This is a genomic window from Marivita sp., from assembly GCF_022763305.1.
Classification (GTDB): Bacteria; Pseudomonadota; Alphaproteobacteria; order Rhodobacterales; family Rhodobacteraceae; genus Marivita.
In genome coordinates, this window is sequence record NZ_JALEGT010000121.1 from 42,305 (window position 1) to 65,251 (window position 22,947).

The 22,947-nt window shown below is 59.8% G+C and carries 22 protein-coding genes; 5 read left to right on the forward strand and 17 right to left on the reverse strand.

What is annotated here, in order from left to right:
- Window position 1: 1 nt before the first annotated feature.
- Window positions 2–2,320 (forward strand): HWE histidine kinase domain-containing protein, encoded by a 2,319-nt coding sequence (locus MRY75_RS21250; RefSeq protein ID WP_292309983.1) that lies wholly within the window; start codon window positions 2–4, stop codon window positions 2,318–2,320.
- Between the two features lie 104 nt (window positions 2,321–2,424).
- Here MRY75_RS21250 and MRY75_RS21255 read toward each other — a convergent pair whose 3' ends face one another.
- Together MRY75_RS21255 and MRY75_RS21260 are read right to left on the reverse strand one after the other, a co-directional pair.
- Window positions 2,425–2,616 carry a ferrochelatase gene (locus MRY75_RS21255; protein WP_292309985.1) on the reverse strand — a complete coding sequence of 64 codons (192 nt, stop codon included), beginning with the start codon at window positions 2,614–2,616 and terminating at the stop codon, window positions 2,425–2,427.
- Between the two features lie 146 nt (window positions 2,617–2,762).
- A complete protein-coding gene (locus tag MRY75_RS21260) occupies window positions 2,763–3,362 on the reverse strand; it encodes a L,D-transpeptidase (RefSeq protein WP_292309986.1) in 600 nt (199 codons plus the stop codon).
- Window positions 3,363–3,537: 175 nt separating this feature from the next.
- Here MRY75_RS21260 and MRY75_RS21265 point away from each other — a divergent pair, with 175 nt between their 5' ends.
- Window positions 3,538–4,092: a CAP domain-containing protein gene (locus tag MRY75_RS21265; protein ID WP_292309988.1), complete on the forward strand. Its 555-nt coding sequence runs from the start codon at window positions 3,538–3,540 to the stop codon at window positions 4,090–4,092.
- A gap of 65 nt (window positions 4,093–4,157) precedes the next feature.
- Here the strand turns inward: MRY75_RS21265 and MRY75_RS21270 are convergent, their stop codons facing one another.
- The 9 genes from MRY75_RS21270 to MRY75_RS21310 form a co-directional block, all read right to left on the reverse strand.
- The gene (locus MRY75_RS21270) at window positions 4,158–4,643 is read right to left on the reverse strand and encodes a L,D-transpeptidase family protein (RefSeq protein ID WP_292309990.1); all 486 of its coding nucleotides are present in this window, start codon (window positions 4,641–4,643) and stop codon (window positions 4,158–4,160) included.
- Between the two features lie 86 nt (window positions 4,644–4,729).
- On the reverse strand, window positions 4,730–5,494 hold the full coding sequence (locus MRY75_RS21275) for an ion transporter (protein ID WP_292309992.1): 765 nt from the start codon (window positions 5,492–5,494) through the stop codon (window positions 4,730–4,732).
- Window positions 5,495–5,506: 12 nt separating this feature from the next.
- Window positions 5,507–6,727 carry a class I SAM-dependent RNA methyltransferase gene (locus MRY75_RS21280; protein WP_292309994.1) on the reverse strand — a complete coding sequence of 407 codons (1,221 nt, stop codon included), beginning with the start codon at window positions 6,725–6,727 and terminating at the stop codon, window positions 5,507–5,509.
- A 39-nt stretch (window positions 6,728–6,766) separates the two neighbouring features.
- Complete coding sequence (locus MRY75_RS21285; protein ID WP_292309996.1) at window positions 6,767–8,596, reverse strand: ABC transporter ATP-binding protein; 1,830 nt, start codon at window positions 8,594–8,596, stop codon at window positions 6,767–6,769.
- Window positions 8,593–10,449 (reverse strand): ABC transporter ATP-binding protein, encoded by a 1,857-nt coding sequence (locus MRY75_RS21290; protein WP_292309998.1) that lies wholly within the window; start codon window positions 10,447–10,449, stop codon window positions 8,593–8,595. Before MRY75_RS21290 ends, MRY75_RS21285 begins: the two co-directional genes overlap by 4 nt.
- Window positions 10,449–12,293 (reverse strand): ABC transporter ATP-binding protein, encoded by a 1,845-nt coding sequence (locus MRY75_RS21295; RefSeq protein ID WP_292310000.1) that lies wholly within the window; start codon window positions 12,291–12,293, stop codon window positions 10,449–10,451. The genes MRY75_RS21290 and MRY75_RS21295 overlap by 1 nt, the downstream gene beginning before the upstream one ends.
- A 141-nt stretch (window positions 12,294–12,434) precedes the next feature.
- Window positions 12,435–13,580, reverse strand: coding sequence for a CCA tRNA nucleotidyltransferase (locus MRY75_RS21300; RefSeq protein ID WP_292310002.1), 1,146 nt, complete (start codon window positions 13,578–13,580; stop codon window positions 12,435–12,437).
- Window positions 13,577–14,173: a CoA pyrophosphatase gene (locus MRY75_RS21305; protein WP_292310003.1), complete on the reverse strand. Its 597-nt coding sequence runs from the start codon at window positions 14,171–14,173 to the stop codon at window positions 13,577–13,579. The genes MRY75_RS21300 and MRY75_RS21305 overlap by 4 nt, the downstream gene beginning before the upstream one ends.
- Window positions 14,166–15,155 carry an Hsp33 family molecular chaperone HslO gene (locus MRY75_RS21310; RefSeq protein WP_292310005.1) on the reverse strand — a complete coding sequence of 330 codons (990 nt, stop codon included), beginning with the start codon at window positions 15,153–15,155 and terminating at the stop codon, window positions 14,166–14,168. The genes MRY75_RS21305 and MRY75_RS21310 overlap by 8 nt, the downstream gene beginning before the upstream one ends.
- 86 nt (window positions 15,156–15,241) lie before the next feature.
- Between MRY75_RS21310 and MRY75_RS21315 the strand changes: the two genes are divergently transcribed.
- Entirely contained in the window at window positions 15,242–15,706 is a 465-nt protein-coding gene (locus tag MRY75_RS21315) for an NUDIX hydrolase (RefSeq protein ID WP_292310007.1), read from the forward strand.
- On the opposite strand, the gene MRY75_RS21320 is transcribed toward MRY75_RS21315, so the two are convergent.
- Window positions 15,674–16,936 (reverse strand): SpoIIE family protein phosphatase, encoded by a 1,263-nt coding sequence (locus MRY75_RS21320; RefSeq protein WP_292310009.1) that lies wholly within the window; start codon window positions 16,934–16,936, stop codon window positions 15,674–15,676. The two genes, MRY75_RS21315 and MRY75_RS21320, sit on opposite strands and share 33 nt — an antisense overlap.
- Before the next feature lie 155 nt (window positions 16,937–17,091).
- On the opposite strand from MRY75_RS21320, the gene MRY75_RS21325 reads away from it, so the two are divergent.
- Complete coding sequence (locus MRY75_RS21325) at window positions 17,092–17,424, forward strand: Hpt domain-containing protein (RefSeq protein WP_292310011.1); 333 nt, start codon at window positions 17,092–17,094, stop codon at window positions 17,422–17,424.
- Here MRY75_RS21325 and MRY75_RS21330 read toward each other — a convergent pair.
- Genes MRY75_RS21330 through MRY75_RS21340 form a run of 3 tightly spaced genes read right to left on the reverse strand, consistent with a single transcriptional unit; the run spans window position 17,421 to window position 20,250 of the window.
- On the reverse strand, window positions 17,421–18,233 hold the full coding sequence (locus tag MRY75_RS21330; RefSeq protein ID WP_292310012.1) for an SDR family NAD(P)-dependent oxidoreductase: 813 nt from the start codon (window positions 18,231–18,233) through the stop codon (window positions 17,421–17,423). The genes MRY75_RS21325 and MRY75_RS21330 overlap by 4 nt on opposite strands.
- Window positions 18,233–19,459, reverse strand: coding sequence for a threonine ammonia-lyase IlvA (ilvA, locus tag MRY75_RS21335; protein ID WP_292310014.1), 1,227 nt, complete (start codon window positions 19,457–19,459; stop codon window positions 18,233–18,235). Before ilvA ends, MRY75_RS21330 begins: the two co-directional genes overlap by 1 nt.
- 38 nt (window positions 19,460–19,497) lie before the next feature.
- Window positions 19,498–20,250: a hypothetical protein gene (locus tag MRY75_RS21340; RefSeq protein WP_292310016.1), complete on the reverse strand. Its 753-nt coding sequence runs from the start codon at window positions 20,248–20,250 to the stop codon at window positions 19,498–19,500.
- A gap of 102 nt (window positions 20,251–20,352) precedes the next feature.
- On the opposite strand from MRY75_RS21340, the gene MRY75_RS21345 reads away from it, so the two are divergent.
- Window positions 20,353–21,576, forward strand: a complete 1,224-nt coding sequence (locus MRY75_RS21345) for an argininosuccinate synthase (RefSeq protein ID WP_292310017.1) — start codon at window positions 20,353–20,355, stop codon at window positions 21,574–21,576.
- Between the two features lie 55 nt (window positions 21,577–21,631).
- On the opposite strand, the gene MRY75_RS21350 is transcribed toward MRY75_RS21345, so the two are convergent.
- Together MRY75_RS21350 and MRY75_RS21355 are read right to left on the reverse strand one after the other, a co-directional pair.
- Window positions 21,632–22,045, reverse strand: coding sequence for a hypothetical protein (locus MRY75_RS21350; protein WP_292310019.1), 414 nt, complete (start codon window positions 22,043–22,045; stop codon window positions 21,632–21,634).
- A 77-nt stretch (window positions 22,046–22,122) separates the two neighbouring features.
- Entirely contained in the window at window positions 22,123–22,842 is a 720-nt protein-coding gene (locus tag MRY75_RS21355; RefSeq protein WP_292310020.1) for an HAD family hydrolase, read from the reverse strand.
- Between the last annotated feature and the right edge of the window lie 105 nt (window positions 22,843–22,947).

A 22,947-nucleotide genomic window follows, 5' to 3' on the forward strand; every position in this document is an offset into this window, starting at 1 on the left:
CATGGTGCGGCGCTTGCAGGACAAGCGGGATATTGATCAGGACTCGAGGCAAGATCATGAACCGCCAATCTGCATTGATGTGCTGGTATGGTCTCCAGAACCTGACTGGGAATTGCCGATTGCTGCCAATCGCCGGTTGGTGTCGGACGAGACTTCTCGACAGGAAGGGCTCAACCACCTACGCTCAAGGGCCTGTTCCCCAACGCGGCACAGGTCAATTTGCTTCCGAAGGCGTGCGTCGATGACCACAAGCGGAGCCCGCAGACTGTTGGTTGTGTTCCTCCTGATTTTATCGGGCACATCGGCCTCTGCCGAACAGCGGGTTCTGTTTCTATCGGATTTTGCATCCATCACTCCTGGATACCGTGCGATGGAGAACGGCATCGCCGACATCTTGGGGGATGACTTTCGGTTCTTTCATTCCGAGTTTCTGAATGACCGGGACCTGACCGCCGACGAAGCACGTATGACGTCGATCGTGGATCTCTACGCCCAGAAATATGAAGCGACCGGAATAGATGTCGTCGTCAGCTACGGTCCTCAGTCAGATATCCTGGCCGGCCAGATAAGGGATCGCCTGACAAACGCGCGCATTCTGAGGATTTTGCTGGCGCCCCCGACGTATGACCTCCTGCCTCAGGACGTGGAAATCTCGGTCGAAGCCGACTTGCATCGGATTTTCGAGGAAATCTTCACCTTGTCCGAGCCGGACACCATCCTGTTTACCGGCGAAACAACCGGCCAGCCCTGGCGCGACGGTGAAACGGCTGTCTTTCGCGAGGCGCTTGAAGCCTACGGGTTTGATGGTGAACTGATCGACATGCTCAATCAGCCATTGAGCGAAGTGGAACAGCGGGCGTCCGCACTTTCGGAAAACGCGATCGTCGTTTCGCTGCTATGGTTCTCGGATGGGGAGGGGCGCCCGCTCTATCCTTATCAAGCAATCGACCGCCTGATCGAATCCGCCTCGGCGCCTGTCTTCACCATCCTGAGTGAACATGTAGGGCGCGGCGCTCCGGGTGGGCTCGTCGTCAGTCGCGAAATGATGGGACGCGGGATTGGCCAAGCTCTTCTGGATATGGAACAGGATGTCGAACCGATGGCCACGATGCCTGCGATGCGGCATGTCTATAATTGGGACGCTTTGCAAAAATGGGGTCTCACACCCGCAACGTTTCCCGACGATGCCATCGTTTTGAACACGCCCCCACCTCTCTGGTATACCCACCGCCGACAGTTGATCGCCTCAGGCATACTTGTCGTTCTGCTGTTGAATGCCTTGGTGCTGGCTCTTCTGCTTGCGCGTCAGAGAGCGCTGTCCAATCGAAAGCTCGAAACCTATGTCGAGCAGCTTAACGTCGCCCGCAAAGCGGCCCAGATCGGGTTTTTCCGTCGAACCTATGGCGTTGACGAAATGTACTGCGATGAACGCTTTCGCGAACTGTTCGGTCTGCCTCTGACCGGCCCTGTCTCTGTCGATGAGGCAAACGGCAAGGTTCACGCCGACGATGTTGCCACGATGCTTGAGGAAACCAGGCGCTGCCGGGATCCGGCGTACCCATCAAACGAATACGAAGGCGAATTTCGGATAGATTGCGGACCGATGTCTCCACCTCGTTGGGTGCATGCCCGGGGAGAGGTGCATTTCGAAGACGGGACGGCCAAGACATTTACCGGGGCGGTTTATGACGTCACGGATTATCGGGAAGCCGTCAAAACGCGGGATGTTCTGATCGAGGAGCTGAACCATCGGGTCAAGAATACGCTGTCCGTTGTACAGGGACTGGCGTTCCAGACCTTTCAGGGGGCCGACAATATCGAGCACGCGTGCGAGTCATTTTATGCCCGGCTGACCGGGCTCTCGACCGCGCATGACCTTTTGGCAGCGGCAAGCTGGGAAGCGGCCGAAATACATGACGTTGCCGAAAAAACGCTGATCGGTTCAAGAAACATCTTCATGTCGGGTCCGCATGTGCAGCTGCCACCCAAGCTGTCGCTCAGCATCTCGATGGCATTGCACGAACTGCACACAAACGCGATCAAATACGGGTCGCTGTCCCAAGGTGTTGGCCATGTCGACCTGGAATGGTCCACAACGGAACATCGCGGATCAAAAACGCTGCACCTGACCTGGACTGAAACCGGTGGTCCGCACACGAAAGAGCCATCTACTCAGGGCTTCGGTCTCGTGCTGGTGTCCAAGATCGTTCCAAAGGACAATGGCGGGGAAGCAAAACTCGTATTTCGCGAGACCGGGGTCCGGTACGAACTGACCGTGCCGATCAAGCCTGAGAAGAATCTGGTCGGCCCAAAGGCTTAGAAATTCACCTTGGACGCAGGTGACGATCCAGAGGATGCACTGTCGGGAATCAAAAAAGGCGGTGCTGACGCACCGCCTTTTTCTATAGGATAATCCGCTGTGGATTAGTCCGAAGCAGCAGCAGCCAGCAGTACGAGCAGTACCAGCGGGATGATGATGCCAGCGGACGAGGAGCTTGCTGCGGCTTCTTCAACCACAACCACCGGCTCCATGACCACGTCGTCTTTTGCGTAGGAACCGGCCATTGCTGTCGAAGCAGCACCAGCGAACGCGGCGGCGAGAACGAGTTTCTTCATATTAACCTCCAGATATTTGCATGTCGGCGCGCATAGCAACACACGACAGGCACCCAAGACTTACCTCGTAAGACTCTCTAACCAGTATATCGTGCCAAATGCAAACCTATCTTATCGCTCGACTTTCCAGCTTCGACGCCATGTCGTCAAATTAGCAACACCTGCGTGCCAACTTTCGCCAACTCGTAAAGTTCCTCGATATGCTCGTTGTAGAGCCCGATGCACCCATTCGAAGACCGCCGTCCGATCTTGCGTGTGTCATGGGTTCCGTGAATGCGGTAATAGGTCCAGCTCAGGTGAAGCGCGCGGGTACCAAGCGGGTTGTCAGGACCCGGCGGAACATAATCCGGCCATTCGGGGTTGCGGATCTTCATCGACGGTGTCGGACGCCAATCCGGCTCGGGATCCTTGAGCGTAACTTCCGTGCGGCCGCGCCGTGTGAGGTCTTCTGTCAGCGGCACGGAGGATGGATACAGCCGGTAATTCCCGTTCTCTTCCCAGTAGTGAAGCGCCCGCGAATCGATGTCGACAAGGATCGCACCCTTTGTCAGGTTGCTGAAATAGGGCTGCCAATCCAAGGTCCGGAAGCTCGAGATGTTGCGGCGGACAACCTGCGACAGATCGCGCTCCATTTCGACGGTCGAGCCATCATTGACGTCCTGCGCGACGGCGGGCGTCGCCACGAGCGCCGCGGTTCCCGCAAGGAAACCGCGGCGGTTTATTGGAAAACGAGTATTTTCTGCCATTTTCTGGCCTCTGCGTAAGCATGGAAATTCGGAAGTTGTGTCTCTAGTCTATATGGCGTGAATGCCTCAGTCGCAATTCAAAGGAATGTCATATCGGCAATTCTCGGCTTTGTGTGTTTGCTCCTCCCCCGGACTGGGGCTAAGCCCGGGAACGACCGAATTTGGGTGGCCTATCATGAAGCGTTCGACATTTATCCTGAGTGCAGCCGCGATGGCGCTGACGGCCTGCGCCGGAGCGCCGCCGCCTCCGACGCTTGGGCCAGACGGAAAACCGCTTCCACGAGTGTATCGCATTCGGTCGACGGACACGGGGCGCATCCAGTTCCGGATGCTCGATGCGATCAATGCGCTGCGTCAGGCCTCTGGTGCACCTGCCCTCGAGCTGGACGCACGGTTGACTGCCGCTGCGGCCACCCATGCCCGCGACATGAGCGTGCAGAACCGCCCGTGGCATTTCGGTTCGGACGGGTCTTCTCCGATCACCCGCATCCAGCGGGCCGGATATTCCGGCCGTCTTGTCGGTGAGGCGATCTCGGAAACTTACGAGACCGAGCTCGAGACGCTCGGCGCATGGATGGAAGCGCCGAACACGCGCACCGTGATTCTCGATCCCTCTGCGCGCGAAATGGGCTTTTCCTGGTTCCAGGAATCGAACGGCAAGATTTGGTGGAACCTTGTTCTTGGTGCACCGAACGAAACCGGCTTCACACCGGTCAACGCCCCGTCCTGATATAGGTCCGCGCCGGACCCAATGTTTCGCGCGCGAAACAATGGGTCAGCAAGACTGACCAAGTATCACGGATTGATGGTGATCGGTGTGCCGTCCCGAACCATGGAATAAATCTCTCGCATCTCGCGATTGGTCACGGCGATGCAGCCCCAGGTCCAGTCGCGCCCGCCCTTGCGGTTTTTCCAAGGTCGACCATGAATGAAAATATCGCCACCGGGCGATTTGCCCATGGCCCGTGCGGCCTCCACATCATGCGGTCGCGGGTAGTCGATCCCGATGGAGAGGTAGAAATTGCTGTTCGGATTGCGGCGATCGATCATGTATTCGCCTTCGGGCGTCTTGCCGTCGCCCTCAACCTGTTTGTGCCCGACCGGTGCAAAGCCAAGACCGATATCATAGGACTTCAGGATCGCGTTGTGGTGCAGCAGGTACATCTTGCGATCCGCCTTCTGGACAACGATCCGGGTCACTTCGGGACCGGTATAGGTTGGAAACTTGCCACAGGCCGTCAACCCGAGGAACAGCGCCAGAAGACACAGAAGTCGCAACATGGAAAGATCTGCCCGATTTGTTTTCGGGCATCCTACCAGACATTCATGCCCACGGGAAAACGAAACCGTGAGTCCCGATGCGCGACTTACCGCTGGTCCAGACGTTTTTCGATGGCTTCCAAGCGGGCAAGCACCTGGTCACGATAGGCATCGGTCTTTTCATTCGATTCCTCGGCATGAGCATCCTGCATCGAATTCACGATGAGACCCACCAGCAGGTTCACCACGGCAAAGGTCGTGACCATGATAAACGGCACGAAGAACGCCCACGCCCAAGGATAGACCTCCATCACAGGACGGACAATTCCCATCGACCACGATTCGAGCGTCATGATCTGGAACAGCGAATAGGCAGACCGTCCCAGATCGCCGAACCATTCCGGGAACGCGTCGCTGAAGAGCTTGGTGGCCATGACGGCACCGATATAGAAGATCAGCGCCATCAGGAGGAACACGCTGCCCATGCCGGGCAGCGCGGTGACGAAACCTTCGACCACCCGGCGCAGACGCGGTGCGGCCGAGATGATCCGCAACACCCGCAGGATCCGCAGCGCGCGCAAAACCGAAAAGCCTTGTGTCGCTGGAACCAGCGCAATGCCGACAATGACGAAGTCGAAGATATTCCATCCGCTGCGGAAAAATCGCCATCCATGGGCAAACAGTTTCAGTGCAATCTCGATCACGAAGATGGCAAGGCAGAGCTGATCCAGCAGGAGGATCATCGGTCCAGCGACCGCCATCACCTCGTCCGAGGTTTCAAGCCCCAGCAAAACGGCGTTGAACAGGATCACGCCGATGATGAAATTCGTCACCCAGGGTTGTTCAAGTAACCCCGCCACCTTGTCGCGCATTGTGCCGCCCCGTCACTTGTCCCGGCGCAGAAGCGCCACCAGTTCCACATGGGTCGACCAACGGAATTGATCAACCACTCTGACCCATTCAAGATCGTAGCCCGCGCGGATCAACGTGGCGGTATCTCGCGCGAATGTTGCCGGGTTGCACGAAACATGGGCGATCCGCGGGACCCTGGCCTGTGCAAGTTCGGCGACCTGTGCCGCAGCACCGGCGCGCGGCGGGTCGATCACCACGGCGTCGCATTTCGACAGTTCCTCGGGCTGCAGCGGGGCGCGGAAGAGGTCACGCACTTCGTGGGTGATCCGTTTCAACCCTTCCGCATTGCGCCAGGCATGGTCAAGCGCACGGATCATTTCGCGGTCGCCTTCAACCGCGTGCACCATGGCGTCTTGAGCCAATGGAAGCGCGAATGTTCCGCAACCGGCGAAAAGGTCGATGACCCGCTTTGCCCCGTGTAGAGCCTGATGCACCGCGTCGATCAGGGTGATTTCCCCCTCTTTCGTCGCTTGCAGAAAGGCTCCGGGTGGTGGCGTCAGATCAGCAGGACCAAGGCGCAGGATCGGTGCGCGGCGTTGCAGGGCGATGTCGTCATCCCAGCTGATCCGCGCCAGATCATAGTCGCGGGCCAGTTCGGCAAGTGACTGGTGCAGAGCAACATCCATCTCCTTGCCGCCGGTGACAGCCACGTCGAGACCGGTATCGGTGCGCGTGACAAGCACGGACAGTTCGCCCTTGCGGGATGCGCCAAGCGCGCCCAGCGCTTCGACCATCGGAAGCGCGGCGCTCAGGTCGGGATGTACAAGCTGGCAATTCGGGACGGCGATGATGGTGTCTGATGCTTTAATGTGAAATCCGGCCAGCGCACCCTTCTTGGTGCGACGCACGGAAAATGTGGCCCGCCGACGGGACTGGGGCGGTGACGTGATCGGCTCATCAAGGTCGATCGCGATGCCCTGCGCGGCAAGCGCTTGCCGTACCACATCGCGCTTCCAGTCAGCGACGAAGGCATCGGACGCATGTTGCAGCTGGCAGCCACCACAGGATCTCGCGTGCGAGCACGGTGGCTTGACCCGCTGATCCGACGGCCTGTCGATCTTGGCATCGCGCAGATGCTCCCCCTCGAGCGTGCCGCTCACCACCTCGCCGGGCAGAGCGCCGGCAACATAGATCGGACCGTCGGCAATGCCGTCGCCCAAGTGGCCCAGTCGTTTGATCGTTACCGTTGTCATGCGGCGGCTTTTGCCTCAGCCAAAGGGATTGGTCGAGGGCTATTCGGCGGCTTCGGCTCCGATGAACCCGCCGGACTGCCGATCCCAGTAGCGCGCATAAAGCCCGCCCTTGGCCAGAAGCGCGTCGTGCGTCCCGATCTCGACAATGCGGCCTGCGTCCATCACCACGATCCGGTCCATGCTGGCGATGGTCGACAGACGATGCGCAATGGCAAGAACGGTCTTGCCCTGCATCACGTGCTCCAACGCGGTCTGGATCTCGGATTCCACCTCGGAATCGAGCGCGCTGGTTGCCTCGTCCAGAACGAGGATTGGCGCATCCTTCAGGATTGCGCGCGCCAGGGCAATGCGCTGGCGTTGACCACCGGACAGCTTGACCCCTCGTTCGCCAAGATGGGCCGCGTATCCAACACGCCCCTTGAGATCGACAAGACCCTCGATGAAGGTATGGGCCGACGCACGGCGCGCAGCCTCGAACACCTCTTCGTCGGTGGCTTCGGGGCGACCGTACCGGATGTTCTCCATTGCGGAGCGGTTGAACATCGAGGTTTCCTGCCGCACGACCGAGATATCCTTGCGAAGCGCGATCTGCGTGACGTCCCGGATGTCCGTGCCACCCAGCGTGATCCGCCCTTGCTCGACATCGTAGAGTCGAAGCAGAAGCGACACGACGGTCGATTTACCGGCCCCTGACGCGCCGACCAGCGCGACTTTCTCACCCTCCGCGATCGTCAAGTCGAACCCGTCCAGCGCGCGAGCGGTCCGGCCATAGCCAAAGCTCACCTTATCGAACCGCACATGACCACGCGGCGCACTGTCCTGCGCCATCGGACGGTCGGTGATCCCATGTGCGGGCGTCAGGGTACCGATCCCGTCTTCGACTTCACCGATATTGGTAAAGATCGACATCGCGACCCGGCCCAGGCGATTGGTCAGCATCGACAGGCGCGTGGTGATCATCGCGGTCATGGCGATGTCCCCGGCGGAGGCACTGCCCGCGCTCCACAGCCAGAGAGCCCCGAGAATGGCGAACAGCGGCAGGATGCCACCCAGCGTCATCAGGACCATGCGGAAGACAGCCGAGAGTGTTCCGAATTCAAGGGAGCGGTCCCGATAGGCGTCCAGAGCGGCGCGGGTCGCCGTGTCCTCGTCCGCGTCACCGGCAAACAGTTTGACCGCCGCGATGTTGGAATAGATGTCCACCACCTGACCCGTGACATGGGTTCGCGCGCCAGCCCGAGCCTTGGATCGTTTCTGAACCCGCGGGATGAAATAACGCAACGCCGCCGCATAGAGGATCGCCCAAACAACAAAGACCAGAAGCAAGCGCGCGTCGATGGTCAGCATGAGGACAAAAGCCCCGATGAACATCGCGATGGAATAGATGACGACGTCCGAGACCTCGATCACCAGATCGGTCAGCGCACGTGCGGTTTGAAGCGCTTTCTGGCTCAGGCGACCGGCAAAATCATTCTCGAAGAACTGCATCGAATGACCCAGCGTATGCTGGTTCAAGCGTGCCAGGATCATGGGATAAAGGTTCGGCCCAAGCAGGATGCTTGTCACGCCCGCATCCATGACAAAGATCAGCGGCCGGATCACGAGAAAGAAGGCCACGCCGACAAGGACAACCGGCCAGAACGTCGCCCAGAATGCGCCTTGCTCGGCCACCGCTGTCTGGTCGATGACCCACCCGGTAAAACGGGCGGCGACCAGTTCGGACATGCCTGTGACGAACGTCACCGCAAACGCCACAAGGATCGCGCGTTCAGCGCCCTGCAACGCCCACCGCATGAAGGGCAGGATTGCCTGTGGCGGCGGCCCTTCTGCCGGATCGAACGGCCGGATCAGGCGACCAACAAAAGTCATTCGGCCGCCTGCGCACCGATGAAGCCACCGGACTGACGGTCCCAGTAGCGGGCATAGAGCCCGTGTTGTGCGAGAAGAGCATCATGGGTGCCGATTTCGGCAATACGGCCACCATCCATGACGATGATCCGGTCCATGCTGGCAATGGTCGACAGGCGGTGCGCGATGGCGAGAACTGTCTTGCCCTCCATGACACGCTCCAAAGCCGATTGGATCTGGGCCTCAACCTCGGAATCAAGCGCGCTGGTTGCCTCATCAAGAACAAGGATCGGAGCGTCCTTCAGAATGGCGCGCGCAAGCGCGATGCGTTGGCGCTGACCACCTGACAATTTCACGCCGCGTTCCCCGAGATGTACCGCATATCCGGACCGTCCCCGGGAATCCTCTAGGCTGAGGATGAACTCATGCGCTTCGGCTTTCTCGGCGGCACGGATCACTTCGGCCTCGGTGGCGTCCGGACGGCCATAGCGGATGTTTTCCATGGCCGAGCGATTGAACATCGCCGTTTCCTGCGTGACCATCCCGATCTGCCGACGCAGACTTTCCTGTGTGACAGTTGAGATGTCCTGTCCGTCAATCGTGATCCGGCCCTTTTCGGTATCATAGAGCCGCAACAACAGAGAAACGAGGGTGGACTTGCCCGCACCTGACGCCCCCACCACGGCAAGTTTTTCCCCGGCCGCGATGTCGAGCGACACGTTTTCTATGCCGCCCTCCTGTTGGCCGTAGGCAAACGACACGCCGTCAAACCGGATATGCCCATCGGTCACTACAAGATCTGGGGCACTTGGAGCGTCCTCGATCCTTTGCGCCGGGGCCAAGGTATTCATGCCGTCCTCAACTTCGCCGACATGGCTGTAGATGACCATGATCGTATAACTGATCCATCCGGTCATCTGAGACAAGCGGATGCCGACGGCCCCCACAGCCGCAATGTCACCGGGAGTCACGGTACCGCTGCCGCGCATGGCGACGGCCATGCCGACCAACACAATCGGCAAGGCACCGGCGATGAACATCAGTCCGAGGCGAAACAGGGTCTGCGCCTCGCCGAACCGCAATGCGGTTCCGCGCAAATGCTCCATCGCGCCCAGCGCCTTTCCATCCTCGTGCCGATCCCCCGCAAAGAGTTTGACCGTCTTGATGTTGCTGATGGTGTCGACAACCTGCCCTGTGACCTGAGCCTTTGCTTCGGCGCGAGCGGCAGACCGCGCGCGGATGATCGGCAGCATCACACGCAGGAACCCGAGATAGATCGCGAACCAGACGCCCAGAGCGGCAATCATCCAAGGATTGACGGCCCCGACAAGAAAGGCTGTTCCAAGGATCGTTGCCAAGCCAAAGGTCACCGCGTTGACGGTTTCAATCACAATCTCGGTCAGGGAGTTCGACGCCTGCATCTTTTTCTGGGCCAGACGTCCCGCAAAATCATTGTCGAAAAATGTGACAGATTGGCCGAGCGTCCAGCGGAACATGCGGGCCATGATCTGCATCCCGATATTCGGGCCAATCATCACAGACTGGGTCAGGGCCAGACCACCAAACAGCAGCGGGCGGGCGATCAGAAGGACGACTATGCAGGCAATGACAAGCCCGGCGTGATCGGTCAGAAACGTCTCTGGCGGTGTGGCCGCGACCGCGTCGACAACGTTGCCCAAGAGCTGCATCGACACCACTTCAGTCAGCCCGGCCAGAACGGAAATCAGCACACCCAGCCAGACCACGCGCCAACCGCCCCGCAGGCACCACCCCATGAAGGCCCGCAGTTCGAGAGGCGGCACGCCCAGTGCGGGGGCATCCGGATCAATCTGGTTGCCGGCGCGCAAGATGAGGTTGTGGTAGAACTGCCGCATCATTCCGCAGCCTTTGTATCCGGGTCAAGGAACCCACCGGACTGGCGGGCCCAGAACCCAGCATATAGCCCACCCTTGGCCAAAAGCGCATCATGACTTCCCTGTTCGACGATGCTGCCGTGATCCAAGACGAGGATGCGATCCATATGGGCGATGGTCGACAGTCGGTGCGCAATGGCGATCACCGTCTTGCCCTCCATCATACCATACAGCGTGTCCTGAATTGCTGCTTCGACCTCGGAATCAAGCGCGCTGGTGGCCTCGTCCAAAAGCAGGATCGGCGCGTCCTTGAGGATCACCCGCGCGAGTGTCACGCGCTGACGTTGCCCCCCCGAGAGTTTGACACCCCGTTCCCCGACCTGCGCGTCATACCCGGTGCGCCCCTGCGGATCCTGCAGGTTGAGGATGAACTCGTGCGCCTGCGCCTGTCTGGTGGCGGCGATCAATTCGTCTTTGGTGGCGGACGGTCGACCGTACAGGATGTTGTCCCGAACCGACCGGTGCAGCAAAGAGCTGTCCTGCTGGACCATACCGATAGCGAGGCGCAGGCTGTCCTGCGTGACATGGCTTATGTCCTGACCGTCAATCAGGATGCGCCCCTGTTCGGCGTCGTAGAACCGCAGCAGCAGTTTCACCAGGGTCGATTTTCCCGCTCCGGACCGACCGACCAGACCCACCTTTTCGCCGGGTTCAATGGTCAGGGTGATGTCATCAAGACCGCCCGTGTCGCGGCCATAGTGGTGTGTCAGAGACTGAATCTCGATCTTCCCCGTGCTCAGCTTCAGCGGTTTTGCGTTTGGCTGATCGACCAACGTGATGGGCTGGGCAATGGTTTCCATCCCTTCGGCCACAACGCCCAATTGGCGGAAGAACGAGGTCAGCGCCCACATAATCCAGCCGGTCATCGCGTTGAGGCGCAGCGTCAAAGCGGTCGCCGCAGCGACCACACCGACACTGGCCTGCCCCTGCATCCAGAGCCAGAAGGCCCAGCCGACGACGGCGACGATCAGCAGACCGTTCAGCGTGACCAGAACAACGTCCATGATGGTGAAGAGCCGCATTTCGTACTGAAACGTACGGCGCGTGTTCTCGATCGCGTCCTTGGCGTAGGTCAGTTCGGTGTCATTGTGGGCGAACATCTTGACCGAATGGATGTTCGTGTAACTGTCTACAACGCGGCCCGTGACCTCGGACCGGGCATCCGAGGCCGCTTGCGAGGCGGGGCCGACCCGTTTGACCGTCCAGACCACCAGTGCGCCATAGAGGAAGAGCCATCCGACCAGCGGGATCGCCAGACGCGGGTCCGCCTGCCCGAGCAGCACCAATGCACCGACGACATAGGCTATCGAAAAGGTGATGGCGTCGAACACCTGAAACACCGCTTCACCTGCGGCGGGGGGTGTCTGCATGATCCGGTTGGCGATGCGTCCGGCAAAATCGTTTTCGAACCAGCCCACGGATTGCCGCAGCACATGCTTGTGCGCCCGCCAGCGGATCAAAGTGCCGAAATTCGGCAGGATCGTGTTGTTCAGCAGCAGAACGTCCAGCGCCTGCAACGCGGGCCTGAGAAAGAGAATGAACAGCGCCAGCGCGATCAACCAGCCGCCATAGCTGTCCCACACCTCGGCCGGATCACCGGCGAGGATGTCGACAACCCAGCCCATGGCCCAGATCAACCCGATCTCGATCGACGCCACCACAACCGACATCAGCGCAGCATAGACGAAGACCCGTTTGAACGGTTGCGCATAGTCGAGCAGGAACGGCAGCAGTCGCGAGGGCGGCGTGTCCTTTTCGTCGTAGGGGACGTAAGGATCGACCAGATTTTCGAAGAAGCGGAACACCGAACGGTCTCCTTGGGACATAGGCAGGCGGCCAAGGTCCCGCTGATGTGCGGGACGGCCACGACGATAGATAAAGCAATGTTCGGTATTGTCCGTATGACACCGCAACTTTAGCGCGGGTTTTTCGAAGAGGAAACCCGCCTAACGCAGAAGGTCCGCCTTGCTCAGGGTAAAGCCGGATGCGACCCACCTGTCTTCGACCTCGCGCAGCTTTTCGCCCAACGCGGCACCGGTATAGGCGGGCATCAGGTCACCCGGTTTGACCGGGCATTTTTGCTGCGATCCCATCCTGGCGTCGGGCAAAGCATCTGGTGCGACCGGCGCTTCCAGAAGAGCGGCGCGCAGAAGGATCACGTCCTCCGCCACCTCTGCACCCTGCCGATACCCCAACTCGGCGGGGGATTCTGTGGTCGAGATCAGGCTCTGATACTGCTCAAGTCGCCTTTGCTGCTTTTTCGAGAGCCGCAATCCGTCGCTGTCGAACACGCCCAAAACCGCCAGCCTGCGGAGCGGGTCGGGGACCACGTTGTTGGTCTGTTCAAGATGCACAAGCACTGCCAGACCGCGCGTCGTACTTCCCGGCAGAATGGCGTGCAGGACACCGGTTTGTTCCATCGAGCCGACAGCCGGTGCGGGATCGGGCGCTGCAAGAAGCTTGATCACTTCCCCGCCGATCCGTTCCCGCGACAGGCCCTGAAGGCCGTCCAGACTTTGAGCAATGGCCGCAAGCGCGTCGGGGTCGAACCCGAGATCGGGATCGCCGTACCACGCGGCAAAGCGAAAGAAGCGCAGGATGCGCAGGTAGTCCTCGGCGATCCGATCCTGTGCTGTACCGATGAACCGCACATGCCGCGCCTCGAGATCGGGGAGTCCCCCCAAAGGGTCGACCACCTGCCCCGCCGCATCGGCATAAAGCGCATTCATGGTGAAATCACGCCGCGCCGCATCTTCGGCCATATCGGTCGAGAACCGCACCACCGCATGTCGGCCATCGGTTTCGGTATCCGCGCGAAACGTGGTGACCTCATACCCCGTGCCGCCGGACACTACCGTGATCGTTCCGTGGTCGATGCCTGTCGGCACGGATTTGAGGCCTGCCGCCTGCGCAAGGCTCTGCACGGTTTCGGGGGTGGCATCGGTTGCGATGTCGATATCCGTGACGGGGACACTCATGAGCGCATTGCGCACACATCCCCCTACGGCAAAGGCGCTGTGTCCGTCAGCCTGCAACGCGGCGAACACCGCCTGTGTGCTGTCTGCGGTCAACCAGTCGCCCGTGACCTTCATACGCTCTCCATTCGTTGGGCCAGCCCGCGCAGGATACGCGCCGTTGCCCCCCAAATGTAGTAGGGTCCGAAGGGAACGGTATAGTAATGGCGGCGCGTGCCCCGCCACCGCCGGGATTGCACCGTAAATTGGCTGGCGTCGGTCACATGCGCCAGCGGAACGCGGAACGCTTCGGCCACTTCGCCCGGTTCGGGGATCACGTCAAACGCGGTTTCGATCCAGCCCACAACGGGCGTCACCAGAAAACCCGTCACTGTTTCATGGGTCGGCAAGGTGCCCAGTATCTCGACATGGCCACGCGGCAGACCTACCTCTTCCTCGGCCTCGCGCAAGGCGGCTGCGATCACATCGGCATCGCCGTCGTCCTGTTTGCCGCCGGGAAAGGCGATCTGACCGGGATGGTGTTTGAGCCGCGACGACCGTTTGGTCAAAAGCACCTCCGCCCCCTGCGCACCCGCAATGACAGGGACCAAAACACCAGCGGGGCGCAGTTTGCGCCCCACCGGGAGAACCACATCCGGGTTCAGATCGAAATCGGACGAGGCCGTGCTGTTCTGCGTCAGCGCCGCTTCAAGCCGCGCACGGTCATTCACCCGACACCTCTTCGGCCTCGAACCCGACGGTGGCCGGATCCAGATTGTAATGCGCGCCGCAGAACTGGCAGTCCGCCGTCACGCGGCCTTCGGCCGTTGTCATCGTGGCGATGTCCTTGGCCGAATAGATCGACAGGCTTTGCCGCACGCGGTCTTCCGAACAGGTACAGCCAAACCGCACCGGCAAGGCATCGAACACGCGCGGACCTTCTTCGTGAAACAGACGGAACAGCAGGTCGGTCGAGGGCAGGGACGGACCGATCAGCTCCATGTCTTCGACCGTGGCCAGATGGTAGTTCACCCGGTTCCAGTTCTCGCCCTCGTCCTCGTTCAGCAGGTCATCGGCGTGCAACAGACCGCCTTCGCCCGATCCGCCACCCTCGGCAAAGGGCGACGCCTTGGGCATGTGCTGCACCATGATCCCGCCTGCGCGCCAATGCTGCGGTACGCCGGGTTCCGTCGACTGACCAAAGCTCAGCGCGAATTTGGTCGGCAACTGCTCGGACTGCGCGAAATACGCCTCGGCACAGCTTGACAGGGTCTGGCCTGTCAGCGGCGTGATCCCCTGATACGGCTGCATGCCCTTGCCCTGATCCATCAGGATCGCGAAATAGCCTTCGCCGATCTGATCCATCGCCGGGCCATCGGTGATCCGGTCACGATCAAAGCTGGCATAGGCACGGATGCGGGCAGGCTCACCTTCGGCCTCGGGCGCATAGAAATCGGTGGCGATCATGCGCACCGCACCCTTGGTCTGGATCTGCAGCGACAGCTTCCAGCGCAGCTTGATCGTCTGCCCGATCAACGCGGTCAGCAAGGCCATCTCGGCCACCAACGCCTCGACCTGAGGCGGGTAGTTGTGCTGCTTGAGAATACCGCTCAACACCCCGTCCAGACGGGCCACCCGGCCACGGATGCCCGAACGGTCAAGTTGAAAGGGCAGGACGGTGTCGTCCCAGGCGATTTTCGATCCGAGTGTCATGGAATTTCCTTGCTTGCCGCCCTCCGGCATGTTCGGGACTATATAAGGGACGATCCGGCAGGTCCAAGGGGCAGAAGGGGAATGACATGATCCGCAGGTTTGGCGACGCACCGGACGCTGGCAGATCCTACACGCTGCGCACGGGGGCTTATGCCATTCTGCCCTTGGGCGACGGGCTGCTGCTGACGCATCAGGATGCGCCCGAACCCGAGGTACAATTGCCCGGTGGTGGCGTCGATCCGGGCGAGTCGCCGGTTCAGGCCCTGATTCGCGAGGTCTACGAAGAAACCGGCTGGCGCATCGCGAGTGCACGTCGTCTTGGGGCGTATCGCCGGTTCACCTATATGCCCGAATACGATCTTTGGGCGGAAAAGCTGTGTCTGATCTACATCGCCTCTCCGGTTCGTCGCTATGGTCCGCCACTTGAGCCGGGCCACACGGCGCTATGGATGGGGATGGACGAGGCCATGTCCTGCCTCGCGAATAGTGGAGATCGCGATTTCGTGGCGCGCTTTCAATCACGCATCGGCATATTCCAGCAGCGCCGCTGACAGATCGTCATCGAACTCTGATCCATCTCCCAGCATCGCTTTCAGGCGCTCATAGAGTTCGTCGAGGAAATCAGGCCCGGTGATCTTGGGCGAGATGGACTGGACGAGGGTGCGCAAGCCATCGGTGTCGAGCATCGATCCATCCCGCAGCACCGCTTCGGTGAAGCCGTCCGTGTACAGCAAGAGCCGATCACCGGGCATCAAGGTGACCTCATGATCTTCGAACTCGGCGCCTTCGATCAGACCGATGGGCAATCCCCCGGATCCCACAAATTCCGCGTGTCCGGAATGCCGCAAGAGCAGCGGGGGCGGATGCCCCGCCTGGACAAAGCGAATCCTGCCGGAGGGTTGAACATGCGCATATGCCAACGTGAGGTATTCGGTGACGCCCTTCTGTGCAACGATGCGTTGGTTCAATCGCGCGGCGAGTTGCCGGGGCGGAAGGCATTCCAATTCCCCGTCGGTACGTGTCAGGGCAAGGTTTTCTTCGGGGTGATCCGGAGTCAGATATCCGGCGACACGCGCCGTCATCATGGCAGAGGTGATGCCATGTCCCGACACATCGAGACTGAAGAGGCCGAACTCGCCCGCAGGACCCGAGAACATTCCTGCAAGATCACCGCCGACATGGCCACAGGATCGCAAGAGCAGGCTGACCCGGCTTGCACCAAAGCGCGCGGAGCGGATCGGCATCAATGATTCCTGCAGAATACGTGCTTGTTGCAGGTCCTTGTCGATGGCTGCGTGAATAGTTTGCAACTGGGACAAGGTATCGACGATCATCGCATTCTTGGCCCGAAGTTCCTGCTCCATCGACAGGATTCGGGCGCCCGCGTTGATGCGCGCGCGCAGTTCGTCCCCATTCACGGGCTTGGTCAGAAAATCATCCGCACCGGATTCCAGCCCTGTGGTGACAGCGGCCTTTTCGGACTTCGAGGTCAGGAGAATGAAATAGCCATACCTGTCGCGTTGGGTGGCCCGAAACGCGGCACAAAATTCAGGCCCGCTGAGCCCGGGCATCATCCAGTCCGAAATGATGAAATCAGGTTGAAATGTCTCACAAAGGTCAAGCCCGGCTTCGGCATCTTCCGCCTCGGCAACGTGGAACCCCCAGCGCTGCAACATCAGGGTGAGGATCCGACGCTGTGCGCGGCTGTCATCGACGACCAGTACCCGGCACGAATGACCGCCCCGCAAATCGGGGAACGCGAATGCCGCGTTCTGAAACATAACCATCACCAACCCAAGCGTCGGCCCCCGCACATCGCTATACGCCGTAAGTGTTAACCGGATATGAAAGTCCGAAGATATTTCGGTTCACGGCGCGTCGTTGCAATTTGTTCACCTTTAGCTGCTATCCGAAACCCGCAAGGATGGAGGGTCCCATGATCGACTGGCTGCGTGTTTCCGAACTGCGATGCGAAATCGGACCAGATGATTTCGCAGAAGTGGCCGAGCTGTTCCTGATGGAGGTCGAAGACACCCTGTCGCGCCTCCAAAGTGTCGAAGACGATCCGCAAGAGGTTCAGGAGCTGATGCACTTCCTCAAGGGCTCGGCTCTCAACCTTGGCTTTTCCCAGTTGTCCGACATGTGCAGCGTGGCCGAGCGGAATGCCGCACTGGGCACGGTGTCCATTGACCTGCCGGTTCTCAAGCAACTTTATCGACAGTCGCGCGCGCTGTTCGAAACGGAATATTCGCGCAGATTTGCCGCCTAGATGAACCGGTGAATAGCGGCCGGGTCCGTTCCATCGGCCTGATCCATGACACGGGCCCGCAAACGCTGCATTCCACTGATCCACCGGTCCGTATCTGACGCCCGTTGCAGGAAGAACGTCTGCGCCTCGGGGTGGGGAAGGATCAGGAATTGTCCGTGCTCAACGCCATGCAGAGTTGCCTGCGCAACGGTTTCGGGCGCTATCACACCTGCAGGACGCTCGCCCTCATGTTCTTCGTATCCCAGAAGCGGCGTCGCCACATAGAGCGGACAGACAACGGAGACCTGCACACCCTGATGGGCGTGGTCGATGGCAAGGGATTGTGCAAGGCTGACTGCGGCGTGTTTCGTTGCAGAGTACGCGGCATCCCCAATCTGTGACAGAAGCCCGGCGGCGGACGCGACATTCACCAGAACGCCCGATTTCCGGGCAACCATCTGCGGCAACAGCAATCGCGCTGCGCGCAGATGTGCCATGACGTGCAGATCCCAGCTTTTCTGCCAGTGGCCATCAGGTTGCGACACAGGCCCATCGGGTTCGCCCAACGCAAATCCAGCATTCGAGAACAGCATATCGACATGGCCGAACGCATCTTGCGCGCAGTCGATCATCTCTTTGATCACCTCGGGATCGCAGAGATCACCGTGATGTGGAACACCGCCTATTTCATCCGCTACGCGCTGCGCGAGAGCGGGAACGAGATCGCTGACGAGAACGCAGGCACCTCGCGCGGCGAGCGCCCGCGCCAAGGCCGCGCCGATTCCCTGTCCGGCACCGGTGACAATGACATGTGCCCCATCAAGAGGCATCAGATCACGAATTGCGACAACAGATCATCGTCGGTGATGTCCTGATAGGTGAATCCGGCCGAGTCGAGCTGACCGAACAATCGATCGAAATTGGTCGCGTTGCGGGTTTCGATGCCGATCAGCACCGAGCCATAGTTGCGGGCCGATTTCTTGAGGTATTCAAATCGGGCGATGTCGTCCTCTGGTCCGAGAAAGTTCAGGAAATCCTTCAGGGCGCCTGGGCGCTGCGGCAATCGCAGGATAAAATACTTCTTGAGCCCGAGGTATTTCTGAGCCCGTTCCTTGACTTCGGGCAAACGTTCAAAGTCGAAATTGCCGCCCGTGGTGACACAGACGACCGTGCGCCCCTTGATCGACTGGCCTAGGTCCTGCAACGCATCGACCGACAAGGCCCCTGCGGGTTCAAGCACAATTCCTTCGACGTTCAGCATCTCGAGGATCGTCGTACACAGCCGGTCCTCCTTGATGGTCAGAGTGTTGGCCAGTCCGACACCCGACAGCCGCGCGAAGGTGCGCTGCCCGATCTGTCCTACCGCCGCACCATCGGCAAAGGTGTTCACCTTGTCGAGGCGCACCGGCTTTCCCACCTCGAGAGCAGCGCGAAGACAGGCCCCGCCTGCCGGTTCCACAAAGGTGTATTGGCACCCTGTTCCCAGGTAACTCAGCATGCCAGCCGACAAGCCGCCACCCCCCACAGGAATTACAAGATGATCGGGCATTTTGCCGAGCTGCTGGATTACCTCTACTGCAACGCTTGCCTGCCCTTCGATCACGTCTTCATCATCAAAGGGCGAAAGAAAATGCCCGCCCGCCTCGGTACAGAAGGCCTGTGCCGCCGCGAGGGTGTCATCGAAATAGTCACCTGTCAGACGAATCTCGATACTTTCACCACCGAACATGGCCGTTTTCTGGATCTTCTGCTGCGGCGTCGTCACCGGCATGAAGATCACGCCGGTTTTGCCGAAATGTTTGCACATATAGGCCACGCCCTGCGCGTGATTGCCCGCGCTGGCACAAACGAAAAGCTGAACATCCGGGCGTTTGCGCATGGCGTTGAACGCACCACGCAGCTTGTAGCTGCGCACCGGGGACAGATCTTCCCGCTTGAGATAGATGTCCGCGTCGTATTGCTCGGACAAATGGGCATTGCGAAGAAGCGGCGTCGGTGGGAACACCTCGCGCATCGCTTCGGTCGCGTCACGCGCGGATTGGGCAAAATCAGTCATACATCCCCCTCGGCGCAATAGCGCATGGTCGTACGCAGTCAGTCAATGGGTCGGTTTTCCACGAAATGGCCGTAGAGCGTGGTCAGAACCGAGATTCCGATGATCGTGGCAAACCAGTTGACGACAAGCGAATAGACGACGTTGATGACCGAACTCGGGTCGTCATTGAACCACGAAGGAAGTTGGATGACGATGCTTGCACCAACCACGATCAGGGCGAGGACAAGGATTGTGCCACTTTGCCCTTTCGTCACGTCCCAGGTTTCGCCCAGTGTCAGCCTCTCTCCAAGTGCAGCGGCTGGAAGCATGACACCCAGCCTGAAAAACAGATAGGCGGCTGTCCCGATCAGGATCAGGGACATGATCCCGGCCAAAGGCGGCAACCCGATGGAGATGATACCGACGGGGATCGACAGGACCATGACCCCGAGCACGACGAGAACGCCGATCAGGATGGACCGCCCCAGATAACCCATGACGGCGGAGCCATGAAACCGCGGCAGCCATCCAGATGTACTCTCACCGGTGAGGGCAAAGCGATGCCAGGCGACTGCGATCCAGAGGCTCGCGATCACGGCGAGTATCCCGAAAAGGATCGTCGGAAGAATTGTCTCGGGTGACATCACGGGCACTTCGGTGCCTTCGAATTCCATCATCTGGGGCGGGTTGAAGAAACTGTAGACTGTGTAAATGCTTTGCGCGAGGTAAAGAACCAACGAAAGGCGGAACGCCTGATCAAGGTTGGCCATCACCAGATTGAACGAATGCCGGAAAATCTGCCAACCCTTCATCGTATCCCCGCTTTTGTTGTGTCGACCTTGTTCCAAGGCGACTTCTTGCCCCTGCGCTGAAAAACAAGTAATCGCCCCGGCAAACCCGTTAAAGGAAAACCCATGTCTGCGCCCAAAAAAGTTGTGTTGGCCTATTCCGGTGGCCTCGATACCTCGATCATTCTGAAATGGCTTCAGACGGAGTATGGTTGCGAAGTCGTGACCTTCACCGCCGATCTGGGCCAGGGCGAAGAGCTGGAACCGGCGCGCGAAAAGGCGATCCTGCTGGGGATCAAGCCCGAGAACATCTACATCGAAGACGTCCGCGAGGAATTCGTGCGCGATTTCGTCTTCCCGATGTTCCGCGCCAATGCGCTTTATGAAGGGCTGTATCTTCTCGGCACCTCCATCGCCCGTCCGCTGATCTCCAAGCGTCTGGTCGAGATCGCGGAAGAGACCGGGGCCGATGCCGTGGCGCATGGCGCAACCGGCAAGGGGAACGATCAGGTGCGGTTCGAACTGGCAGCCTATGCGCTCAACCCCGACATCAAGGTGATCGCGCCCTGGCGGGAATGGGATCTGACCTCGCGGACCCGGCTGCTCGATTTTGCGGAAAAGAACCAGATCCCGATCGCCAAGGACAAGCGCGGCGAAGCGCCGTTCTCGGTGGATGCGAACCTGCTGCACACCTCGTCCGAGGGCAAAGTTCTTGAGAACCCGTCCGAAGAGGCACCCGATTACGTCTACCAGCGCACCGTACATCCCGAGGATGCGCCCGATACTCCGGAAATGGTCGAGATCACGTTCGAAAAGGGCGATGCCGTGGCCATCAACGGCGAAGCGATGTCGCCTGCAACGATCCTGACCAAGCTGAACGAACTGGGCGGCAAGCACGGCGTCGGCCGTCTGGACCTCGTGGAAAACCGCTTTGTCGGCATGAAGTCGCGCGGCATCTACGAAACGCCCGGCGGCACCATCCTGCTCGAAGCGCATCGCGGGATTGAACAGATCACGCTGGACAGCGGCGCGGGCCACCTCAAGGATTCGATCATGCCGCGTTATGCGGAGCTGATCTACAACGGCTTCTGGTTCTCGCCCGAGCGCGAGATGCTGCAAGCGCTCATCGACAAAAGCCAGGAACATGTGACCGGCACGGTGCGCGTGAAGCTTTACAAAGGATCGGCCACGACCGTCGCACGCTGGTCGGACCATTCCCTCTATTCCGAAGCGCATGTGACCTTCGAAGAAGACGCAGGCGCTTACGATCAGAAAGACGCACAGGGGTTCATCCAACTCAACGCGCTGCGGCTGAAGCTGCTTGCGGCGCGGAACCGTCGGCTAAAGTAAATCAGTCTCTGTTCAAGCCAAAAGGCCCGCCATTTCGGCGGGCCTTTTTCGTTTTTCAGTTGGCGGTCACGACCGTCATTACAAGCTTGTCGTCCACCCGGATCGGGCCGTCCTCCTTGGCGCCTAGCGTATATTCGAACACGCCTGTCGACATGCCCCCATCTTCGCCATGCACCATCAGCATCAGCATCTCGCCCGATGCGACGTCTTCCTGAAGGATCGCGGCAACGTCCATGTTCTCACCTTCCTTGAGGGCGGCGTAGCCGACCACCGGGCCCGGCTTCATTTCCGCATCGGTGCGGTGCACAACCATCCAGCCATTCGCCGGGGCAACGACTTTGGTTGCGGTCACGGTGCCACCGGACACATCCTGATCCATCGCTTCAACAGACGGTGCCATCGAGTGGCCACCCGCGATCAGAGCCGTTGCGGACAGGGCGAAAATTGTGGTCGAGAGTGCATATTTCATGGTCAATCTCCTGTTTGGTGCGGGCTTTGACCCCGCGAACACCCAAAACCACGGACTCTGACCGTTCAGAGTTTCACTCAGCCTGAAATTTTTTGGGCCTCAAGCACTTGGTAGTATGGCATCGTCTCCTCTACCAACTCTGCCAAATGGCCTGTCAATTCGGGCAACGGCCCCTCTGGTCCGGCAAACCCGGTCGACGCATGAAGCGACCTGTACCAATGTGGCGCCCAGACCCCGTCATAAGGCTTTGGCCCGGGAGGCCAGGACAGCATCGCGGGATCGAACTCCAACCCGATTGTTTCACACAGTGCCCCGAGCATGCCTTCGGGGTCGTCGCGGATGTCGGCGCTGTCGATCACGACCGGGGTCTGGCCAAGCGATGCAACGTGGTCGAACAACTCGGCTTGCGCCTCGAAACCGATGTCCTCGGCGGTGAGGTCAGGATAGCCCTTAGCAAAGCTTGCCACCACGCGCGCAGGGTGGCGGATCAGGAACACATTTACACACTCTGCCATGAAACCGCGGGGGATACCGTCGATCATGTGCTGGCACATATGCTTGTGATAGGCGTGGGGTTTGCCATCCGGGACCGGTCCGATCAGAGACTGTTCTACCTCAACTGTGTCATCGGTGCGATCTGCAAGGACCTCTTGGCGCATCGGATGATTCAGGTCAGTCAGCCGCAGGTAAGGCCCGTAGAACGGCTCATCCAGAACGCTGAAATCGGCGCGTTGGGCAAAGGAATACATCATCGCGGTCGATAGATTGCGGGGGCCTGACCACATCGCCACCTTCATGTCACCTGCCTCCTTTGTTCCTTGATTTGCCGTGACGGTATCGAGAACGGCAGATCGCGCAAGCGGTAACTCGATTTCACCTTCAGGTGAGATCCCGACACGGAA

Coding starts and splice junctions, on each gene's coding strand:
- MRY75_RS21260 (WP_292309986.1), bottom strand. CDS start 3,362: ATGGCAGAAAATACTCGTTTTCCAATAAACCGCCGCGGTTTCCTTGCG.
- MRY75_RS21345 (WP_292310017.1), top strand. CDS start 20,353: ATGTCTGCGCCCAAAAAAGTTGTGTTGGCCTATTCCGGTGGCCTCGAT.
- MRY75_RS21265 (WP_292309988.1), top strand. CDS start 3,538: ATGAAGCGTTCGACATTTATCCTGAGTGCAGCCGCGATGGCGCTGACG.
- MRY75_RS21340 (WP_292310016.1), bottom strand. CDS start 20,250: ATGAAGGGTTGGCAGATTTTCCGGCATTCGTTCAATCTGGTGATGGCC.
- ilvA (WP_292310014.1), bottom strand. CDS start 19,459: ATGACTGATTTTGCCCAATCCGCGCGTGACGCGACCGAAGCGATGCGC.
- MRY75_RS21270 (WP_292309990.1), bottom strand. CDS start 4,643: ATGTTGCGACTTCTGTGTCTTCTGGCGCTGTTCCTCGGGTTGACGGCC.
- MRY75_RS21275 (WP_292309992.1), bottom strand. CDS start 5,494: ATGCGCGACAAGGTGGCGGGGTTACTTGAACAACCCTGGGTGACGAAT.
- MRY75_RS21315 (WP_292310007.1), top strand. CDS start 15,242: ATGATCCGCAGGTTTGGCGACGCACCGGACGCTGGCAGATCCTACACG.
- MRY75_RS21250 (WP_292309983.1), top strand. CDS start 2: ATGGTGCGGCGCTTGCAGGACAAGCGGGATATTGATCAGGACTCGAGG.
- MRY75_RS21320 (WP_292310009.1), bottom strand. CDS start 16,936: ATGTTTCAGAACGCGGCATTCGCGTTCCCCGATTTGCGGGGCGGTCAT.
- MRY75_RS21300 (WP_292310002.1), bottom strand. CDS start 13,580: ATGAAGGTCACGGGCGACTGGTTGACCGCAGACAGCACACAGGCGGTG.
- MRY75_RS21355 (WP_292310020.1), bottom strand. CDS start 22,842: ATGAAGGTGGCGATGTGGTCAGGCCCCCGCAATCTATCGACCGCGATG.
- MRY75_RS21310 (WP_292310005.1), bottom strand. CDS start 15,155: ATGACACTCGGATCGAAAATCGCCTGGGACGACACCGTCCTGCCCTTT.
- MRY75_RS21255 (WP_292309985.1), bottom strand. CDS start 2,616: ATGAAGAAACTCGTTCTCGCCGCCGCGTTCGCTGGTGCTGCTTCGACA.
- MRY75_RS21350 (WP_292310019.1), bottom strand. CDS start 22,045: ATGAAATATGCACTCTCGACCACAATTTTCGCCCTGTCCGCAACGGCT.
- MRY75_RS21290 (WP_292309998.1), bottom strand. CDS start 10,449: ATGCGGCAGTTCTACCACAACCTCATCTTGCGCGCCGGCAACCAGATT.
- MRY75_RS21285 (WP_292309996.1), bottom strand. CDS start 8,596: ATGACTTTTGTTGGTCGCCTGATCCGGCCGTTCGATCCGGCAGAAGGG.
- MRY75_RS21325 (WP_292310011.1), top strand. CDS start 17,092: ATGATCGACTGGCTGCGTGTTTCCGAACTGCGATGCGAAATCGGACCA.
- MRY75_RS21280 (WP_292309994.1), bottom strand. CDS start 6,727: ATGACAACGGTAACGATCAAACGACTGGGCCACTTGGGCGACGGCATT.
- MRY75_RS21330 (WP_292310012.1), bottom strand. CDS start 18,233: ATGCCTCTTGATGGGGCACATGTCATTGTCACCGGTGCCGGACAGGGA.